Raw genomic sequence first — 18,175 nt, forward strand, 5'->3', positions numbered from 1 at the left:
GATCTGTTCAGCGCCCGGCGATTCCATGCAACGACTTGGAGCCCTACATGATGTCCTAGACAGGAAAGGACAAGCGATGGGATTGCTGGTCGAAGGCAAATGGCAGGACCGCTGGTACGACACCAAAGGCAGCGGCGGCAAATTCGTGCGGGCGCAGTCGCAATGGCGCGACTGGATCACTCGTGACGGGGCGCCTGCCGAAGGCCGCGGCCGCGGCTTCAAGGCGGAGCCCGGTCGCTATCACCTCTATGTCTCGCTTGCCTGTCCCTGGGCGCACCGAACGCTGATCTTCCGGGCGCTGAAGAAGCTTGAAGGCATCATCTCCGTGTCGGTCGTCCATCATTTCATGGGCGCCGATGGCTGGACGTTCCTGGCGCAGGACGGAGCCACAGGTGACACGCTCTATGGCCTGGACTTCCTGCACCAGATCTACACCAGGGCCGACCCTAACTATTCCGGCCGGGTCACGGTGCCGGTGCTGTGGGATAAAAGGGATGAGACCATCGTCTCCAACGAATCCTCCGAAATCATCCGGATGCTGAATTCAGTTTTCGACGCTTGGGGTGACGCCAACCTCGACTTCTATCCGCAGGCGCTACGCGGCGAGATCGACGCGGTCAATGCACTGGTCTATCCTGCCATCAACAACGGCGTCTATCGCGCTGGCTTCGCCACCACGCAGGCCGCCTACGAGCAAGCGTTCGGGGAGTTGTTCGCCGCGCTCGACACGCTGGAGCATCGGCTGTCGAATCAGCGCTATCTCGTCGGCGAGCGGATCACCGAAGCCGACTGGCGGCTGTTCACCACGCTGGTGCGCTTCGACCCGGTCTATGTCGGCCATTTCAAATGCAATCGGCGCCGCATCGCCGACTATCCCAACCTGTCGAACTATCTGCGCGATCTTTACCAGGTGCCTGGCATAGCCGGCACGGTGAACCTCAATCATATCAAGTCGCACTATTACGGCAGCCACGAAACGATCAACCCGACGCGTATAGTGCCTGTGGGGCCGGAAATTGACTACGGCGCGGGGCATGACAGGGCACGGTTCGCCAAGGCGGCTGCCTGAACTACCAATAGGGTGATGGCGGCTTCCCGCCAAAAACCTCGGCGATGCGCCGCAGCGTTGCCGGGGTCGTACCCTGGGGCAAACGGTCGAGCGGAAAGAAACCGGCCTCGGCGATCTCGCGGTCCGGCAGTTTCGGGGCCGCCTGGCTGAATTTTTCGATCAGGTACAGGCCGACATGGTCGCGGCGGCTGGCGCGGCGGTTGAAATGCATCGAGCGCAGCACCGGCGGAGCGGTCAGCGTGATATTGCCCTCTTCCGCCAGTTCGCGCGCCAGCGCTTCGGCCATCGTCTCGCCGATCTCGACTCCGCCACCGGGAAGCTGCCAGCCCGGCACATAGGTGTGGCGGATGAGGAAGAGGGAGTTGGAGGCCGTTTCGTGGATGAGCCCGCGCACGCCAAGCGTCATTGGCCGCCGCAGCACGAAGTAGAGATGGAACAGCCTGGCTCGCAGCCCCGGCCAGCCGGTCTGGCGCAAAGTGCTCTCGGGATCGGTCGTCATCAGTCGCGAAACCGTGGGTGGAAAGCCGCGTGCGCGTCGCCTATGAAGGAGAAATGTTCAGGCTCGCACATATTTCCGATATCCATTTGGGGCCACTCCCTGAAGTAACCTATCGCGATCTCGCCTCCAAGCGGGTGCTGGGCTACGTCAACTGGCAGCGCAACCGTCGCCGGCACATGCACGATGCGGTGATCGACACCATCGTGGCCGATATCAAGGCCAGCGCGCCCGATCACCTCGCGGTCACCGGGGACCTCGTCAACCTGGCACTCGACGGCGAGATCGAGATGGCCAAGCACTGGCTGGAGACGCTCGGCTCGCCGCATGACGTGTCGGTGGTGCCGGGAAATCACGATGCCTATGTGCCTGGCGCCTTCGACAAGGTGTGCCGGTCCTGGGCGGCATGGATGACGGGCGACGGCGTCAACAGTCCGGTCGATCGCAATTCGTTTCCCTATCTGCGCGTGCGCGGCAATGTCGCGTTGATCGGCATCACCACGGCGCGTGCCACGGCACCCTTCATGGCCAACGGCTTCTTCATGGAAGGCCAGGCCGAGCGGCTGCGCAAAATACTCGATGCGACGGCGAAGCAAGGATTGTTCCGTGCGATCATGATCCATCATCCGCCGGTGCGGGGCGCCGTCCCGCAGCACAAGCGGCTGTTCGGCATCGCCCGCTTCCACAAAATCATTCGCCGGCACGGTGCCGAGCTCGTCCTGCATGGCCATTCACATCTGCCGTCGCTGTTTCAGATCGGCCCGCGCGACGCCAAGGTCCCGGTGGTTGGCGTCGCCGCGGCCGGCCAGGCTCCCGGCGGCAAGCCTCCGGCGGCGCAGTACAATCTGTTCGACATAGACGGTGAAAAAGGCGATTGGCGCATCCGCCTGACGCGGCGCGGCTTGACGGGGCCGGCGATACCACCTTCGGATCTGCAGACGCTCGAGCTCGGGGCGCAACCGGCTATGGCCGCAAGCTGAGCCCCAGCGCCACGATACGGTCCCAGAACAGCACGATCGAAACCGCCAGTCCCACCAGCGCGCCTGCGGCGATCAGGCCAAGGCCGGACAGGACGGCCGACCAGCCCTTGCTGCGCGGTGGCGATCGCAAAGGCGGCTCGGCTTCCGGCACCACGTGCCGCTTCATCCCGAGAACGGCAGCCTCGACGCCACCCTCCATCATTCTCTGACGTTCGACGATCCGCTCGGCGACATAGCGCGTCACGGAATCGGCAACCGGCTTCATCTCGCTCGATTCGGCCAGCACCACACGGCCGATGCGGGTGTCCTTCAGGAAACGGTAGGTGCGGCGGTCGCGCCCCATGGCGACATGGCTGACGGCGTCGATCCACAGGCGCGGCTGCAGACCGGACGAGACGACGAAGTCGAAACTGTCCATGTCGGCGGGAACGTCGGCAAAAACGGGCGCGAGTTCGGTGGCAAGAAGGTCGAGCCGCATGCGATGCGCCTCGCGCATGTCGACGACGACGTCGTCGCGATCGGCAAAGGCATTCTTTACATCGCGAATGGCATCGGACAATTTTCTCGACGGGTCGATGATCTTTTCGCCTGCATCCTTCATGGGCGTGGCCTCGCGGGTTTGGTTAACATGGAGTTAACACAGCCGCCGGCAAAATGCACTGGCGAGATCAATGCATCAAGGGTCGCCGTTGGCGGCGCAGACGGAAGAAGTCAGCTGGCCGCGGCGGACAGTTTCACCCGTTGCGGCCCGACGCGGCGATTGCTGTTGCGGCGAATGATCTCGGCGATCAGGTCGGGCGCTTCCTCGGCCAGCATATGGCCGGCCTCCAGCACATGGTGCACATGGAAGCGCTCCGGCGGGTCATCCACTTGGGTAAAGGGTAGAACGGCGTCATCCGATCCCCACGCCACCATCACCGGCATGTTCAGCGCATCGAGCCGCTCGCGCGGGATGACGCCCTGTCGATCGCTCCTGGTCATGGCGGCCGCGATCTCGACGAGCTTTTCGGTTTGTCCGGGGCGGCCGCGCATTTCGCACAGCAATTCGGCCATGCGACGCGAGGGCGCGGCTCGAGGGCCGGACATTTCGGCGAGGCAGGCCTGGACTTCGGCCAGGTCCTGCGCGCGGGCAAAGCGGCGCAACAACGGTCCATTGATTTCGGGGCCAAAACCGCCCGGCGCCAGGAGCGTCAGCGAGGCGACTTTTGCCGGCTCCGCCAACGCCATCAGCGCTGCAACCGCGCCGCCCATCGAATGGCCGACGAGGTGGACGCGCTTGATCGCGCGTGCGGAGAGGTCGGCAAGGATGGCGTTTGCCGCGACCTTGGCCGGTCCGGCCGACGGAAAGTCGAGCGACAGGCCGTGTCCCGGCAGATCATAGGCCAATGTGCGTACGGAAGGCGGCAGCAAGGAGATCACCTCGCGCCAGACATCGTGGCTGCCGCCAAAACCATGCAGCAGGACGATGGTCTTCGAACCCACACCCCGTTCGTCGGCATAAAGTGATGAAGTCATGAAAGATTGAGGCTTTATTCGAGAAGGCGCGATGGAAATGTGGCTGAATTGCTCCTAGTCCAGAGCATTCGCCAGTAAAATTTTCGCGATTAGGCGATTGGCCGAACAGCGAGCCGGCTGCTGGTGGATGCCGCTCCCAAAAGCGACCTCGATTTGGGCGAACGACACGCACGAGCAAAAAGACCTAAGGCGTGTCGCATGAATCCGTTTCGACGCGAAACGCTTTTGGGCCTTTCATTATTCGATGGACTCGCTGTCCGCTTGAAGTCCTCATTTTCACGCAACTCCGGAAGGGAACCCGGCACTAGCTGCCCTGGAATGGCTCACATCTAGCTCGCGTTGAAGAGCCCGGCGGCACGCAAGGCGTCGACCAGCCGCTCGGTCAGATCGGCGGGATATTTTCTGTCGATGAAGGTTGCGCGCGGATTGGCGGCGAATTTCGGAAATTCGGTTATCAGCTCATCAAGCAGCCTGCGTGCCTGGTTGTCCCGACCGGCGATCTTGGCGCCGATCAGACGGGCGGCGAGATAGTGCGATTTCGCCGCAGTGGTTCTCAGAGCGCTGCTGGCTATCGCTGCCTTGCTGGTATCGCCCAGCATTAATTCTCCGGCGAAAAGCCCAAAGTCCCACCAGGTCGGGTGGCCGCTCGAGGCATCCACGGCATGCGCCAGAAGAGGTGTTCCTTCGGCGTACCGGCCGGCGAAAACCAGCCCGTAGCCATAGGCGGCGGCCATGGCGAGATCGTAGGGGTTAAGATCATGGGCCTTGCGCATCCATCGCAGGGCCTCGTCGGCATTGCCGAGGCGCGAATTGATGTAGCCGTAGGAGCGATGTGCGTACGGGCTGGTCGGCCCCATCTGCACGGCGCGATGGGCAAACGTCATCGCCTTCTCGATCGTTGCGTCCGGCGGGTAGGCGTAGTGGTCGGTCACGGCCTCCAAATGCAATGAGGCGAGTTCCGAATAAACCAGTGACGATTTCGCGCCACTGTTGGCAAGGGCTTCGAGGCAACGATAGGCGGTCTCGTGAGTCCTGGCGTTCTGGTCGAGATAGTATTTGTCGTTGAGCAGCAGGCACTGCGTCAGGCCGGTCTCCGCGCCGGACTGCTCGATGTAATTGTAGATGGTGCCAGAAGCGGGAAGTGCCGCACTGAGAATGCCGGATATGCGATCCTCGACTACGGTTGGTGCGCTGTCGGCGGCGGTCAGGTTGCGCGACAACAGCACCCGTCCGGACGCCAAGCTTTGCAGTTCGATGGTAACGTCGCCCGCGTCTGGTCCAGGCAGGATATCGAAAATGAAACTCGTCGCATCGGCGACCGGATCGGCTTTGTTGACGGTGTTGCGACCGATGAAGTCGATCGTGTCAAAGCCGCTCAGGCCGGCACGCAGCGATGCGGCGACGCGACTGGCATTGGGAGTGTTGGCCCTGAGGGCGATGTAGACGAGCGGCAGCGCTTCGACCATGGGCGACGGCGTGATGCTGCCGGTTTCGCCGGCGGTCTCGAACGTTGCCGGGATGTCGCCTCCCGCCAGCAAGGCACCGCCGCCCTGGCGCAGGATCAGAACGCCCAACATGGCGATAACCACAGCGATCGCGATCCAGAAGAACCTGAGATGGCGCGTCACCGAGAGGCCCGCCGCAGGAACCTGGCCGAGCAAGGCCGCCATGGGTGCGGCATCATCGGCGGCACCGGACTGTTCGGGCAGGCTGGCTGTCGGCTCTGCGTGACTGGCGGCTTCCGCTGCTTGCGGCAGGCGGATGGCATTGAGTTCGTAGGCCGGGACGTAACCGCCGCGCGGAATGGCTATGCGGACCGGCTCGGCAATGCCTTCATTGGCGAAATAATGTTGCAGCAGTTCGCGCAGGCGGCCCGCCTGCACCCGCACGACGGCATCGGTGGACGGATCGAAATCGCCGTCCTTGCCGAAAACATCCATGGCGATGGAAAAGCCCTTGAGCCTGTCGGCTTCCCCGGCCTGCTCGCGCTCGACGAGATAGCGAAGCAATTTGCGCGCGCGCTCGGATCTCCCGAACGTTTCGCTGGCAAGCAGTCGCTCCAGTGTCTCGCGCACTGCGGGGGCGGCAGGCGTGGCATGCTGCAAGTGTCGATCCTCTCGAAGTCGGCACAGGTTGAGGCGCGATCATATCGTTACCGCACCACCGTACAAGCATACACGTATTATGCGATCGCGTACCACACCGGATAATTTCCCGGTGGTTAATGACACAAAAGTCGGGACCAATCGCTAAACGACGATGGTCCCGAATTCGTTCCAGGCCTGTATCAACCGGCTCTTTTGCCGATAATCCGGTTGGCGGCGGACACCACGGCCTCCAGCGAGGCAGCGACGATGTTGGTGTTGATGCCTGCGCCGAACAGCTTGCCGTCAGGATGTTCCATCTCGACATAGGAAATGGCCGAGGCGTTCGAACCACGCTGCATCGAGTGCTCGGAATAGTCGAGCACCGACATATCGACGCCGACATGGCGCGACAGCGCATCGACGAAGCCGTCGATCGGGCCTGTGCCTGTGCCTAATATCGTCATCTCCTTGCCGTCGTCGATAATGACCGCCTCGACAACGCGCCGGCCCTTTACCTCGGTGTCCGGATAGGTGTGGTGATCGAGGAATTTCAGCCTGGCGCCCGGCTGGTCGACATAGGTATCGAGGAAGCGCTCATAGATGCGCCTGGCCGGCACTTCCTTGCCTTCGGCATCGGTGATCGCCTGGATTGCCTGGCTAAACTCGATCTGCAGGTTGCGCGGCAGGTTGAGCCCGTAATCCGCCTGCAGCACATAGGCGATGCCGCCCTTGCCGGACTGCGAGTTGATGCGGATGATGGCTTCGTAGCTGCGGCCGACGTCGGCCGGGTCAATCGGCAGATAGGGAACCTCCCACACTGGCGTGTTGGCCTTCTTCAGCGCCTTCATACCCTTGTTGATGGCATCCTGGTGCGAGCCGGAAAAGGCGGTGTAGACGAGTTCGCCCACATAGGGATGGCGCTCGGGAATCTTCAGCTGGTTCGAATATTCGTAGACATCCTTCATCCGGTTGATGTCGGAGCAGTCCAGCTTCGGATCGACGCCTTGCGTGTACATGTTGAGCGCCAGCGTGACGATGTCGACATTGCCGGTGCGCTCGCCATTGCCGAACAGCGTGCCTTCGACGCGATCGGCGCCGGCCATCAGGCCGAGCTCGGTGGTGGCGACGCCGGTGCCACGGTCATTATGCGGGTGCAGCGAAATGATCAGGTTCTCGCGCCTGTCGAGATTGCGGCACATCCACTCGATGCGGTCGGCATAGATATTGGGCGTCGACATCTCGACGGTCGACGGCAGGTTGATGATGAGTTTGTTGTCAGGCGTCGGCTTCACGATCTCGGTGACCGCGTTGCAGATCTCCAGCGCGACTTCGAGCTCGGTGCCGGTGAAGCTTTCGGGCGAGTATTCGAAACGGTAGCCGCCGCCGGAACTCGCTGCCATGTCGGTGATCATCTTGGCGGCATCGGTGGCGATGCGCTTGATGCCGGCAACGTCCTTCTCGAAGACGACGCGGCGCTGCAACTCGCTGGTCGAATTGTAGAAATGCACGATCGGGTTGGTGGCGCCTCTGAGCGCTTCGAAGGTGCGGGTGATCAGTTCGGGCCGGCACTGCACCAGCACCTGCAGCGAAACGTCGGCCGGTACGCTGCCCTCTTCGATGCACCAGCGGGCGAAGTCGAAATCGGTCTGCGAGGCCGAAGGGAAACCGATCTCGATCTCCTTGAAACCCATGTCGAGCAGCAGCGCGAACATGCGCGCCTTGCGTTCGTGGCCCATCGGGTCGATCAGCGCCTGGTTGCCGTCGCGCAGGTCGACCGAGCACCAGATTGGCGTCTTGTCGATCACTTTCGAGGGCCAGGTCCGGTCGGTGAGGCCGACGATTGGGTAGGGTTGGTACTTGCGGGCGGCGTCCGGCATGCCGCCGTTCTGCTGGCCCGCCGGGGCCTCGCTTACGCGGATTTCTTCTCGTGCGTTCATCGTCGTTTCTCCCGGCGACCCTCGAATCCGCCTTCAGGCGGATGGGTGGCGAGTGGCGCCTTTACCAGTTTTTCGTTCGCTTGATGTGACTGCCAAGGAGCATGCGCTTGCGCGGCGGCTCGACCGCCGGGCGCTCCTTCAGCGAACCCGGCGATCGCCGATAAGGCCGAGAAGAAGCAGCGTCGAGGCAAGCGCGCGCACGGTCTCGCCGGCAAAGCCGGTCTGACGGGAAGCGGTGGTGGCGCGCGTGTTCATGGCGGTTTTCATACAGGAGCGGCCAGCCGGAGGCAAGCCGTACCGAAAGCCATGCCGACAGTCGGGCGCGTGCCGGGCCACGTTCCGTCTGACGTCGTCGCCGACGTGCGTGCCCTTCCAACAGGCCGAGGCCGGACCTGGCCGCCAACGGGACGTAGCGGTTCAATATATAAGATGACCTATGTATTCAAGTTTCTGTGGAAACTTCGGAACGTCTATGGCATGCCGCTGCCGGCGCGGCCCTCCTGCGGCCGATTGCTTCAAACCGTTTCGAAAGACGCGAACGATGGACCAACTGCGAGCGCAAACCCGGATCAGCGATGCGGCGATCAGGTCGGTGATGGACCGGCTGCGCACCGAGCACAGCGAATTCGAGGTCGAGACCGGTGTTGCCGATCGATGGGAACTTCGCCTGTACTACGGTTCGCTGAGCGCGGCACTCGAGGGCGACTCCATGCTGATCCGCGTCTCGGCCGTAGACGAAACCTGCCTGTCCTACATGAAGATGACGGTCGCCGGCCACGTCGCGCAGCACCTTGGAACGACGAGCGGACTGCGCTGGCAAGGCGACGGCAGCGACACCGGCACCCCACTCTTCTTCCGCGAAATCACGGTTGTGTCGTCAACGCGGATTTCTCCGCATATGCAGCGCCTGCGCTTTGCAGGCGATGATCTTGGCCGGTTTACTCATGGCGGCCTGCACATCCGGCTGCTGCTGCCGCCGCGGGGCAGGCCGCCCGTTTGGCCCTCGATGGGCGCCGACGGCCTGCTTGTGTGGCCTGCCGGTGAGGATGCGCTCACCGTGCGCATCTACACGATCCGGGCGGTGGATCCGACAAGCGGTTGGCTCGATGTCGATTTCGTGCTGCACCCCGGCTATGACACGCCCGCCGCCACATTCGCGCAGAACGCGGTGGCGGGAGACGTCATCGGCATGATCGGGCCAAGCGGCGGCGAGACGCCGACGGCGCCGACCCTGCTGCTGGTCGGCGACGACACAGCGCTGCCGGCAATTGGCCGGATTCTGGAGGAACTGCGGCCGTCAACCCGCGTCGAGGCGCTCATCGAGGTCGATGGCCCGGACGACCGCATCGCGCTGGCGCAAGGCGACAACATCGAAATCACCTGGCTTTACCGGCACGACCGCGCGGCCGGCACCGCCGGCCTGCTGGCGGCCGCCCTGCGCGAGCGCAGCCACATGGCGCTTGCCGATAGCCTCTACGTCTGGGCCGGATGCGAGTTCACCGACTTCCGCGAGATCCGCAAGATCGTGCGCAAGGAGTGGGGCCTGGGCCGCGACCGGCACCTGGTAACGGCCTATTGGCGTCGCGACGCGCAGGCCGAGGGCGACGACGAGGATTAGGATCGATCCATAAGTATGCCGGCAGCCGGGGCGGAGCAGCCTATTCCTTCACCGCGCGCGCTACCAGCCGCGCGATGCTCGGGCCAACAAGCAGCACGATCAGGAAACGCGCCGACTGGAGCGCCATGATGAAGGAGATGTCGACGTTCTGGGCGGCGGCGGCGATGATGGCGACGCTGTCCATGCCGCCGGGGCTGGTCGCGAGATAGGCGGTCAGCGGATCGATGCCGAGCAGATGGCTGATCATGAAGGCGAGGCCGCCGCAAAAGGCGATCAGAGCCACGATCGAAGCGACGATCTGCGGCAGGGCACGTGTCGCATGGCGCAGGATCGGCCTTGTGAAGTTCAGCCCGATCGACCATCCGACCATGGCGTAACTGACAGCCAGCAGCCAAGGCGGCAATTGCATCGGCACGCCGAGGCCAAGGTGGATCACCGCGCCGAAGATGAAGGTGCCCAGAAAGGAGGGCGAAGGCAACCGGCAAAGCCTTCCCGCCAGCCCGCCGACCAGCGCGATGCCAATGGTTGCTGCTAAGGCTTGGGCATCGATCGGCGGAAACCAGATAATCGGCGGGATTTCGACGCCTGACGTGTCGACCCACATCTTGGCGACAATGGCCGCCGTCATCGAGACGAAGATGACACGCAGATACTGCATGAAGGCGACGAGGCGCTGGTCGGCGCCGAAGGCGCCGGCCATCAGCACCATTGCGGTGGCGGCGCCTGGGGAGGATCCCCAGACGGCGGTCGTGCCGGGCAGGATGCGCCACCGGCTGATCAGCCAGCCGAGCAGGCTGGACGCCGTGACGGTGGCTGTCACTGCGCCGAGGAACAGCGGCCATTCGGCATAGAAGACGCGAAAAATGTCGGCCGAGATCGAAGCGGCGATGAGGCAGCCGACGATCGCCTGGGCGGAGCCGAACAGAAGCCGCGGCACGCGCACGGTAGCGCCGTTGGTGCCGGCGACGATAGCCGCCAGCATCGGCCCGATGAGCAGCGCCGCCGGCAGCGCGGCCAGTTCGAGCGCACCGGCAAACAGCACGGAAATGACGAGGAGGGCCAGCCATTGCCAAGGCTTGCGCATGCGCGCCATGCGCTCGACGGCCGGCTGGCCAGGAGACGGCTGCTTGGGCGAGGAATCCATGTTCTGGTCTTAGACTGAGCGGTAAGGGATGCGAACCCCCGCTGCATCGAAAAGCGATCGCCTCAGATGTCTGTGCCGAACAGTTGCTCGATTTCTCCACCGCTCATGCGATCGAAACGGTCGGACACCGAAAACTGACCAGCCATAAAGCCAACCCGTCGCGATTGTACCGGCACCGATTGATCCATAGGAATGACCTTGACCAATGACTTGCCAGCCTTGGCGATAATGAAAGGTTCGCCGTTGGCGGCTCGCTGAACGAGACGTGAAAGATTGGCCTTCGCATCGCTAATGTTTACGATCTGCGTCGAGTCGTCCACCCGGATCAGCCCGTCTTGTCGTCAGCCAATCCAAAGCCGCCGACGGGGTTGGTTTCCACCTGGAACTCGAAGCCGGCGATGAAGGGCCTCGCCTTGGCGATGGCCGCCTGGACTTCGGGAAGCTGCAGCGAGGCTTTGTGGCTTGCCTGGTCAGTCCACACTTCTGTGACCCAGATGGCATCGGCATCGGCCGGGTCGGTGGCAACGATATAGCTCAGGCAGCCGGGCAGGGCGCCGGTGCTGGCGCGCAGGACGTCCATGACAGCGTCGCGCTGGCCGCGGGCCGCCCGCATCTTGCCGATCAGACCGTACATCCCTTCGTCTCCCTTCAGCGTTTTCGACAAGAGTATACCGTTCGTCAGTATGCAGGTCGCGGCTCAAGGCATCAACTGGCCACCATTCACCTCGATCACCTGGCCGGTGATGTAGCCGCTCAACAGATCGGAGGAGAGGAACAGATAAGCACCGACGCAATCTTCAGCCGTGCCGGCGCGCCCCTGCGGAATGGTGGCAACCATGCCCCTGATCTGCTCTTCGGTCGAGTAGCGTTCGTGGAACGGCGTGAGAATGGTGCCGGGTGCCACCGCGTTGACGCGAATGCCGAAGCCGATCAGTTCCTTGGCCATGCCGCGCGTGACGTTGGAGACGAAAGCCTTGGCCGAGCCGTAAAGCCCGGCGCCACCGCCGGCGCCGTTGCGGGCGGCGATCGAGGAGGTGTTGACGATGAAGCCGCCTTGTCTCTTCAGCCACGGCATCGCCTTGCGCGAGGCGGTCAGCACCGAACGCGCGTTGAGATCCATCACCGCGTCGTAATGCGCCTCTGTCTGCTCGGCGTAGGGCACGCGGCCGAGCATGCCGCCGGCATTGTTGACCAGCCCGTCGAGGCGGCCGAAATGTTGCGCGCTGTCCTCGACGACACGCTCGACATCGGCGGCCAGCGAAAAGTCGCCCTGGACGAGAAGCACCTCGCCGCCACTGTCGCGAATGGCCTCGCCAAGCTTCTCGGCGGCGTCACGGCTGGAATTGTAGTGCAGTGCGACCAGACATTTCTGCGCCGCATAAGCCAAGGCGAGCGCCGCGCCGATGCCGGTCGAGGCGCCGGTGACCAGCACCGCCTTGCCGGCGAGATCGGGAATGACAAGCCCGAGGGGAGTGGTCGTCGCTGGCACTGTCGTTCCTCCGGGATTTTCGCGGTTCTTCGCGGGGTCTTGCCACCCTTGCATTCAGTCCATGCGGCTTCAAGGCCTGAGATAGGCATAGCCCTGGCTTTGCAGCTCGGCGAGCTTGACGACGCCGCCGCTGTCGGCCGCGTGAAAACCGTCGAGCAGGTCGGCGAGCGAAATATCCATGCCGTGCATGGTGTTAGCGCAGGCATGCGGATCGAGCCCTTGCTGGACGAGACCGGTGAAACGACCGGAGATCGCCGCCGATATGCCCTTCGACTTGAAACCGGCAAGAGCCGGACCATGGACGACCAGCGCGATATCGACATTGCCGCCGGTGCCTTCGTAATGGTTCTTGATGTTGCCCAGCACGAAATTGACCTTGTCGAGGTCACTGAGATGATAGGCGACCTTCAATCTCGTGGCCTCGGTGGCCGCGGCTTGCGCCACCCGCAGTCCAATCAGCGTGCCGGCTCCGACGAGAATCGCGCGGAACATGTCGCGTCGACGCATGGCGATGGTTCCCCCCGGGTTGACAGATGGCCGCGAATTGCGTGGCCGCGACGCCGAGTGTAGCATAAATCGGCGTCGCGTCCTGCCGATGCGGAGGGTCACATGGCGTTCGAACAGAAACTGGCAAGCGTCCTGTCCGGAGCGGCCTTGTTGAGCCTGCTGGGCGCGACGGCTTTCGCCGACGAGGCGGCCAAGCTCACCGAACTCAGTCCCAACGGTCAGGACGCCTGTTTCGGCCGCATCTACGATGCCAACCACCTCAAGGCGCATCCGGAGCAGAAGGTGGCCCGGATCTTCTTCTACTACGGCCATGATCCGGTCAGCAGGCCGAACGAGGAACCGGCCGCGAATGCCGGCACGTCCTACAATGGCTTCGTCACCACCACGGTGCGTGGCGCCAAGGCTCCGGAATGGGCCGGCGGCTGGTGTAGTCACCAATCCGAGGATGGCGCATCAAACCTGATCCATTGCGGCATGGAATGCGACCGCACGCTGGCGTCGCTGAAAGTCGACCACAAGGGCCGGCTGATCCTTTCGGACCTGCAGCCCGATGTCTATCTCGATGCCGGTTCCGAGGAGGAACTCGGCACGACTGAATACAACAGGCAGGCGCTGGGGTCGCGGGACGACAATTTCCGTCTCGACCCGATGCCGGCAGCGACCTGCAAGGCGGAGTTCGCCCGCATCGACCCGATCGACCCAGCGATGGGTCCGCCGCTGCGCGACCGGCTGAAGCCCGACCAGGCCTTCTGCTACGGACGCGACTACGATGCCGCGCATTTCGGTTCGCATCCCGACCAACTGACGCAGTCGATCCGCGTGTTCCGTGGGCCGGTCGAACTGGCTTCATTCGCGGCGGGCGGCGACCTTGCCAATTGGCCTGACGGCGCCGACATCGCCGTTTCGGTCACGACGCGGCAACAGTCGGGCAAGGTCACGCAGGTCTATTCCTGCCAGGGCGAGGCCGACCAGTGGCGCTGCGCGGCGAGTTCGAAGATGAGCGATTTCTCCTGCGATATCACGCAGAAGGAGATTTTCCTCAAGCGCGGCGCCAATGGCATGATGATGCTGGCCAATCCCAACAACAGCCTGGCGATCGTCGATTTCTGTTCACAGGCAGCCGACGGCAAGACGAAGTCGGACGATAAGATCTACCGGCTGGAACCGATGCCGCAATCGGCTTGCGCGCCTTGAGCGGAGCCCTGTTTAGGTCAGCGCGAAGGGATATATCTTTGCTATATCTCATTTGAGGATAGCACGATGGACAAAGCAAAAGTGTTCTGGTCAGGCAGATCCCAAGCCGTGCGCCTGCCGAAGGAGTTCCGTTTCGACACAGAGGAGGTCTCGATACGCCGTCACGGGCAAACCGTCATCTTGGAACCGCTTGCGCAGGACTGGGCGTGGCTCGACCAAGTGATTGGACCGCTTGATAATGATTTCGCAGAGGCAGCGCTGGAACGTCAGGACGGGCAGGATCGAGCTGCCTTGGGCGACGTCTTCAAGTGATCTACCTGCTCGACACCAATGCCGTCATCGCGGTCATGAAGGGCGATGAGGGTCTGCTTGCCTGCTGAAACGGCATAGGCCGCAGGACTTTGCCGTCTCGCCTATCGTCGTGCACGAACTGTACTATGGTGCTGAAAAGAGCTAGCGACGGGTCGAAAATTTGGCGCGTATCGAGGCTCTGCAGTTTCCTGTGCTCGAATTCGATCGGGAAGACGCGAGACATGCCGGAGAAATTCGGGCAACGCTTGCCACATTGGGAACTCCAATTGGTCCCTACGATGCGTTGATTGGTGGGCAGGCGCGCGCGCGATCTTACGCTGATGACCCGCAATGTCCGGGAATTCGAGCGGATCAAAGCTCTGTCAATCGAGACGTGGTGAACTGCCTCACGCGAACGGCACCGCCGTCGTGCCCTTCGGCAGCTTGGCCTCATCATCGGGCTCGACATGGATGGTGACGCGCACGGAAGGGATTTCCGCCTGCAGCGCATCCTCGATGCGGTCGCAGATGACATGGCTGGCGCCGACCGACATGTCGGCATCGACGACGAGATGGAATTCGATGAAGGTGGCGCGGCCGGCGATGCGTGTCTTGAGGTCGTGCACTTCGAGCGCGCCTTTGCAATTGGCCGAAATGATGTCGCGGATGCGCATATGCTCCTGGGTGTCGACTGCGCGGTCCATCAGCCCGTTCATCGACGAGCCGATAACATGCCAGCCCTGCCAAAGAATGTTGAGCGCGACGATCACGGCCAGCGCCGGATCGAGGATCTGCCATCCGGTCAGCACCGCGCCGACAAGGCCGGCGAAGACGCCGACCGAGGTCACGACGTCGGTCATGATGTGTTGGCCGTCGGCGACCAGTGCCGGCGATCTTGCGTTGCGCCCTGTACGGATCAGCGCCCAGGCCCAGAAGGCGTTTATGACCGTCGCCACACCGTTGACGGCAAGCCCTTCCCAAGGCTGCTGGAGCGGGACGGGGTGGAGCCAGGATTGCCAGACCTCGTTCAGGATCAGGAGTGCCGCGACCACGATCAGCACGCCTTCCAGGACGGCCGAGAAATACTCGGCCTTGTGGTGGCCGAACGGATGGTCCTGGTCGGCAGGCTTGTAGCTGACCTGGATCGCCCAGAACGCGGCGGCCGAGGCGATGACGTTGACGATCGATTCCAGCGCGTCCGAATAAAGTGCGACGGAACCGGTGATGTACCAGGCGGCAAGCTTGAGTGCGAGCACCACACAAGCGACGACGATCGACCAGAAGGCAAGCCTTGCGACCTTGCGCCTGGTCGCGGCCTTCGCCGCGACCGCCATCGTGTCCCGCGTTTCGACCATCGTCTCTAGGCGGCCTTGTCCTTGGCCTTGCGCGGCAGGTGGGCGACGATGTTCTCGATGATGCGCATGCCGGCATTGTGGCCGAGCGTCATGATCGATTCCGGATGGAATTGCACCGCGGCGATCGGCTCCTTGCGGTGCTCGAAGGCCATGATGACGCCGTCTTCGGTCTCGGCGGTGACCACGAAATCGTCGGGTAGCCGCACCGGATCGGCGAAGATCGAATGGTAACGGCCGACGGTGACTTCCTTGGGCAGGCCGGAGAAGATGATGCCGGGCTTGGAGACGCGAATGCGCGACGGCTTGCCGTGCATCGGCACATGCAGCTGCCGCAATTCGCCGCCATAGGCCTCGGCCAGCGCCTGCAGGCCGAGGCAGACGCCGAAGATCGGCAGCTCGCGGGCGCGCGCTCGTCCGATGGTGGCGGCGCAGTCGAAATCCTTGGGCGTGCCGGGACCAGGCGACAGCACGACGAGATCCGGCTTCAGCCGGTCGAAAACTTCTTCCGGCACGGGGGTGCGCACGGTCGAGACATTGGCGCCGGTCTGGCGGAAGTAATTGGCCAGCGTGTGGACGAAGCTGTCTTCATGGTCGACGAGCAGGATGTTGACGCCGTCGCCGACGCGCGCGGTGGTGCGCTCGGTGCTGGCGGCATTGCCCGTCTTGGCGTCGCGGATGGCGGAGAGCATGGCGGAGGCCTTCAGTTCGGTTTCGGCTTCTTCTTCCTCGGGAATGCTGTCGAACAGTAATGTGGCGCCGGCACGCACCTCGGCAATGCCGTCCTTGATGCGGATGGTGCGCAGTGTCAGCCCGGTGTTCATATCACCGTTGAAATTGACCATGCCGATGGCGCCGCCATACCAGGCGCGCGGGCTCTTCTCGTTCTGCTCGATGAAGCGCATGGCCCATAGTTTCGGCGCGCCGGTGACGGTCACCGCCCAGGCGTGCGAGAGAAACGCGTCGAAGGCGTCCATGCCTTCGCGCAGCCTGCCCTCGATATGGTCAACCGTGTGGATAAGCCGCGAATACATCTCGATCTGGCGGCGGCCGATGACGCGCACCGAACCCGGCTCGCAGACGCGCGACTTGTCGTTGCGGTCGACATCCGAGCACATTGTGAGCTCGGATTCGTCCTTCTTGGAATTGAGCAGCTTCAGGATCTGCTCTGAGTCGGAAATGGCGTCGTCGCCACGCTTGATCGTGCCCGAGATCGGGCAGGTCTCGACACGGCGGCCGTTGACGCGCACGAACATTTCGGGCGAAGCGCCGATCAGGTATTCGCCTTCACCCAGATTGATGAAGAAGGAATAGGGCGAGGGGTTGATTGACTTCAGCTTGCGCGAAATCTCGGAGGGTTGGGTCTCGCAGCGTTCGTAGAACATCTGCCCGGGTACGACCTCGAACAGGTCACCGCGCTTGAAGCTGTCCATCGCGCGGCGCACAAGATTGGCGTATTCGCCGGGTTCATGGTCGCCGCGCGGCGGGATACGGTCGGCAGTCTTGAACGGCTCGGCGATCTCGTCGCGCGGCAGGCCTTCGGTCGAAAAACCCTTGCCGGCGTAGTCATATCGATCGGTCCAGGCCTTGGCCGAATAATGATCGACGACCAGGATCTCGTCGGGCAGGAACAGCACGAGATCGCGCTGGCTTGGCTTGCGTTCGAGCTTGTAGTCGACCGGATCGAACTGGAAGGCGAGGTCGTAGCCGAAGGCGCCGTAAAGGCCGAGATTGGCGTCTTCGGCGGTCTTGAACAAGGCGGTGATGGCGCGCAGAACCGTGAAGACGGAAGGAACGCGGCTGCGTTCTTCTTCGGTGAAGACACGGCCCGGCTTGGCGACGTCGAGGCGGATCAGCTTTTTCGACGCCTCGGCGATCGTGATCTCGGCGATATCGCCGAGCGTCTTGACGATGACCGGCAGAAGCACCTCGCCCCGCCGGTTCAGCGCCTCGATGCGCATGGACCGGCCACGCGCCGAGATCACCAAAGGCGGGTCGATGATGGCGGTGTCCCAACGCGTATAGCGGCCGGGATATTCATAGTTCGAAGAGAACACCGCGCCCCGGCGCGCATTCAGCCCGTCGACATAGGCGTCGATGGCGCCTTCATAGGGCCGGTCGTGGCGCTCGCGGGTGATGGTGATGCCACCCCCGGTCACAAAACTCTCTGCGCCGTTGTCCAGAACCTTCATCGTCATTGCCGTCTCCATCAGCTTCTTGGGCAACGGACCCGGGAATGGCTTGGAAAAAACAAATGGCCGCCCGGACATTCCGCTGCGGCCACCCTCTCTTTTCACGCGCACGCGTTCGAACAGGCCGCTGTCAGCAGGCCCACCACCAAACGGTCTTGATCGAACGCATGTTCATGGCGATTCCCATAGCGGCGATTGAGCGACCGCGCAACTGGATTCGATGGAGGCTGTCGTAAGCAGATGAGTTGTCCGGATTAGGTAGCACGTGAGTTGTCCGGTTTTATCGCCAGCGGATGGAGGCTGG

General features: G+C 63.0%; 17 protein-coding genes and 1 pseudogene. 6 read left to right on the forward strand and 12 right to left on the reverse strand.

All coding sequences use genetic code 11. The features are described 5' to 3' along the window. The first annotated feature begins 76 nt into the window (after positions 1-76). The gene (locus tag FJ443_RS30175) at positions 77-1,069 is read left to right on the forward strand and encodes a glutathione S-transferase family protein (RefSeq protein WP_140666861.1); all 993 of its coding nucleotides are present in this window, start codon (positions 77-79) and stop codon (positions 1,067-1,069) included. A 1-nt stretch (position 1,070) separates the two neighbouring features. Here the strand turns inward: FJ443_RS30175 and FJ443_RS30180 are convergent, their stop codons facing one another. Continuing rightward, positions 1,071-1,568 carry an NUDIX domain-containing protein gene (locus FJ443_RS30180; RefSeq protein WP_140556147.1) on the reverse strand — a complete coding sequence of 166 codons (498 nt, stop codon included), beginning with the start codon at positions 1,566-1,568 and terminating at the stop codon, positions 1,071-1,073. Between the two features lie 53 nt (positions 1,569-1,621). On the opposite strand from FJ443_RS30180, the gene FJ443_RS30185 reads away from it, so the two are divergent. After that, a complete protein-coding gene (locus tag FJ443_RS30185) occupies positions 1,622-2,545 on the forward strand; it encodes a metallophosphoesterase (protein ID WP_140496091.1) in 924 nt (307 codons plus the stop codon). On the opposite strand, the gene FJ443_RS30190 is transcribed toward FJ443_RS30185, so the two are convergent. From FJ443_RS30190 to leuA, 4 genes are all read right to left on the reverse strand, one after another. Beyond that, positions 2,529-3,146: a hypothetical protein gene (locus tag FJ443_RS30190; RefSeq protein WP_140666863.1), complete on the reverse strand. Its 618-nt coding sequence runs from the start codon at positions 3,144-3,146 to the stop codon at positions 2,529-2,531. The two genes, FJ443_RS30185 and FJ443_RS30190, sit on opposite strands and share 17 nt — an antisense overlap. 110 nt (positions 3,147-3,256) lie before the next feature. Continuing rightward, entirely contained in the window at positions 3,257-4,060 is an 804-nt protein-coding gene (locus FJ443_RS30195) for an alpha/beta fold hydrolase (RefSeq protein WP_140518309.1), read from the reverse strand. Positions 4,061-4,389: 329 nt separating this feature from the next. Further along, positions 4,390-6,165, reverse strand: coding sequence for a hypothetical protein (locus FJ443_RS30200; protein ID WP_140524941.1), 1,776 nt, complete (start codon positions 6,163-6,165; stop codon positions 4,390-4,392). 182 nt (positions 6,166-6,347) lie between these two features. Beyond that, on the reverse strand, positions 6,348-8,084 hold the full coding sequence (leuA, locus tag FJ443_RS30205; protein WP_140666865.1) for a 2-isopropylmalate synthase: 1,737 nt from the start codon (positions 8,082-8,084) through the stop codon (positions 6,348-6,350). Between the two features lie 541 nt (positions 8,085-8,625). Here leuA and FJ443_RS30215 point away from each other — a divergent pair. Next, a complete protein-coding gene (locus tag FJ443_RS30215; protein WP_140496086.1) occupies positions 8,626-9,702 on the forward strand; it encodes a siderophore-interacting protein in 1,077 nt (358 codons plus the stop codon). 40 nt (positions 9,703-9,742) lie between these two features. Here FJ443_RS30215 and FJ443_RS30220 read toward each other — a convergent pair whose 3' ends face one another. From FJ443_RS30220 to FJ443_RS30240, 5 genes are all read right to left on the reverse strand, one after another. Then, positions 9,743-10,846 (reverse strand): AbrB family transcriptional regulator, encoded by a 1,104-nt coding sequence (locus FJ443_RS30220; RefSeq protein WP_140496085.1) that lies wholly within the window; start codon positions 10,844-10,846, stop codon positions 9,743-9,745. Between the two features lie 62 nt (positions 10,847-10,908). Then, positions 10,909-11,166, reverse strand: a complete 258-nt coding sequence (locus FJ443_RS30225; protein ID WP_140496084.1) for a type II toxin-antitoxin system prevent-host-death family antitoxin — start codon at positions 11,164-11,166, stop codon at positions 10,909-10,911. Between the two features lie 5 nt (positions 11,167-11,171). Next, positions 11,172-11,480: a putative quinol monooxygenase gene (locus FJ443_RS30230; RefSeq protein ID WP_140496083.1), complete on the reverse strand. Its 309-nt coding sequence runs from the start codon at positions 11,478-11,480 to the stop codon at positions 11,172-11,174. Between the two features lie 63 nt (positions 11,481-11,543). Beyond that, the gene (locus FJ443_RS30235; RefSeq protein WP_140496082.1) at positions 11,544-12,335 is read right to left on the reverse strand and encodes an SDR family oxidoreductase; all 792 of its coding nucleotides are present in this window, start codon (positions 12,333-12,335) and stop codon (positions 11,544-11,546) included. Positions 12,336-12,404: 69 nt separating this feature from the next. Next, entirely contained in the window at positions 12,405-12,842 is a 438-nt protein-coding gene (locus FJ443_RS30240) for a DsrE family protein (RefSeq protein ID WP_140524937.1), read from the reverse strand. A gap of 102 nt (positions 12,843-12,944) precedes the next feature. Here FJ443_RS30240 and FJ443_RS30245 point away from each other — a divergent pair, with 102 nt between their 5' ends. The 3 genes and pseudogenes from FJ443_RS30245 to FJ443_RS31900 all read left to right on the forward strand — a co-directional run bounded on the left by FJ443_RS30245 (position 12,945) and on the right by FJ443_RS31900 (position 14,728). Next, entirely contained in the window at positions 12,945-14,036 is a 1,092-nt protein-coding gene (locus FJ443_RS30245) for a hypothetical protein (protein ID WP_140561432.1), read from the forward strand. A gap of 66 nt (positions 14,037-14,102) precedes the next feature. Then, a complete protein-coding gene (gene vapB, locus FJ443_RS30250; protein ID WP_140561430.1) occupies positions 14,103-14,348 on the forward strand; it encodes a type II toxin-antitoxin system VapB family antitoxin in 246 nt (81 codons plus the stop codon). After that, positions 14,345-14,728 (forward strand): annotated as a pseudogene (locus FJ443_RS31900) (type II toxin-antitoxin system VapC family toxin). Before vapB ends, FJ443_RS31900 begins: the two are co-directional and overlap by 4 nt. A gap of 6 nt (positions 14,729-14,734) precedes the next feature. On the opposite strand, the gene FJ443_RS30260 reads toward FJ443_RS31900, so the two are convergent. Both FJ443_RS30260 and FJ443_RS30265 read right to left on the reverse strand, forming a co-directional pair. Beyond that, on the reverse strand, positions 14,735-15,682 hold the full coding sequence (locus tag FJ443_RS30260) for a cation diffusion facilitator family transporter (protein WP_140561428.1): 948 nt from the start codon (positions 15,680-15,682) through the stop codon (positions 14,735-14,737). A 5-nt stretch (positions 15,683-15,687) separates the two neighbouring features. Next, the gene (locus tag FJ443_RS30265; protein WP_140624198.1) at positions 15,688-17,877 is read right to left on the reverse strand and encodes an anthranilate synthase; all 2,190 of its coding nucleotides are present in this window, start codon (positions 17,875-17,877) and stop codon (positions 15,688-15,690) included. Positions 17,878-18,175: the final 298 nt, after the last annotated feature.

This window comes from Mesorhizobium sp. B2-6-1 (assembly GCF_006440475.1).
Taxonomy (GTDB): domain Bacteria; phylum Pseudomonadota; class Alphaproteobacteria; order Rhizobiales; family Rhizobiaceae; genus Mesorhizobium.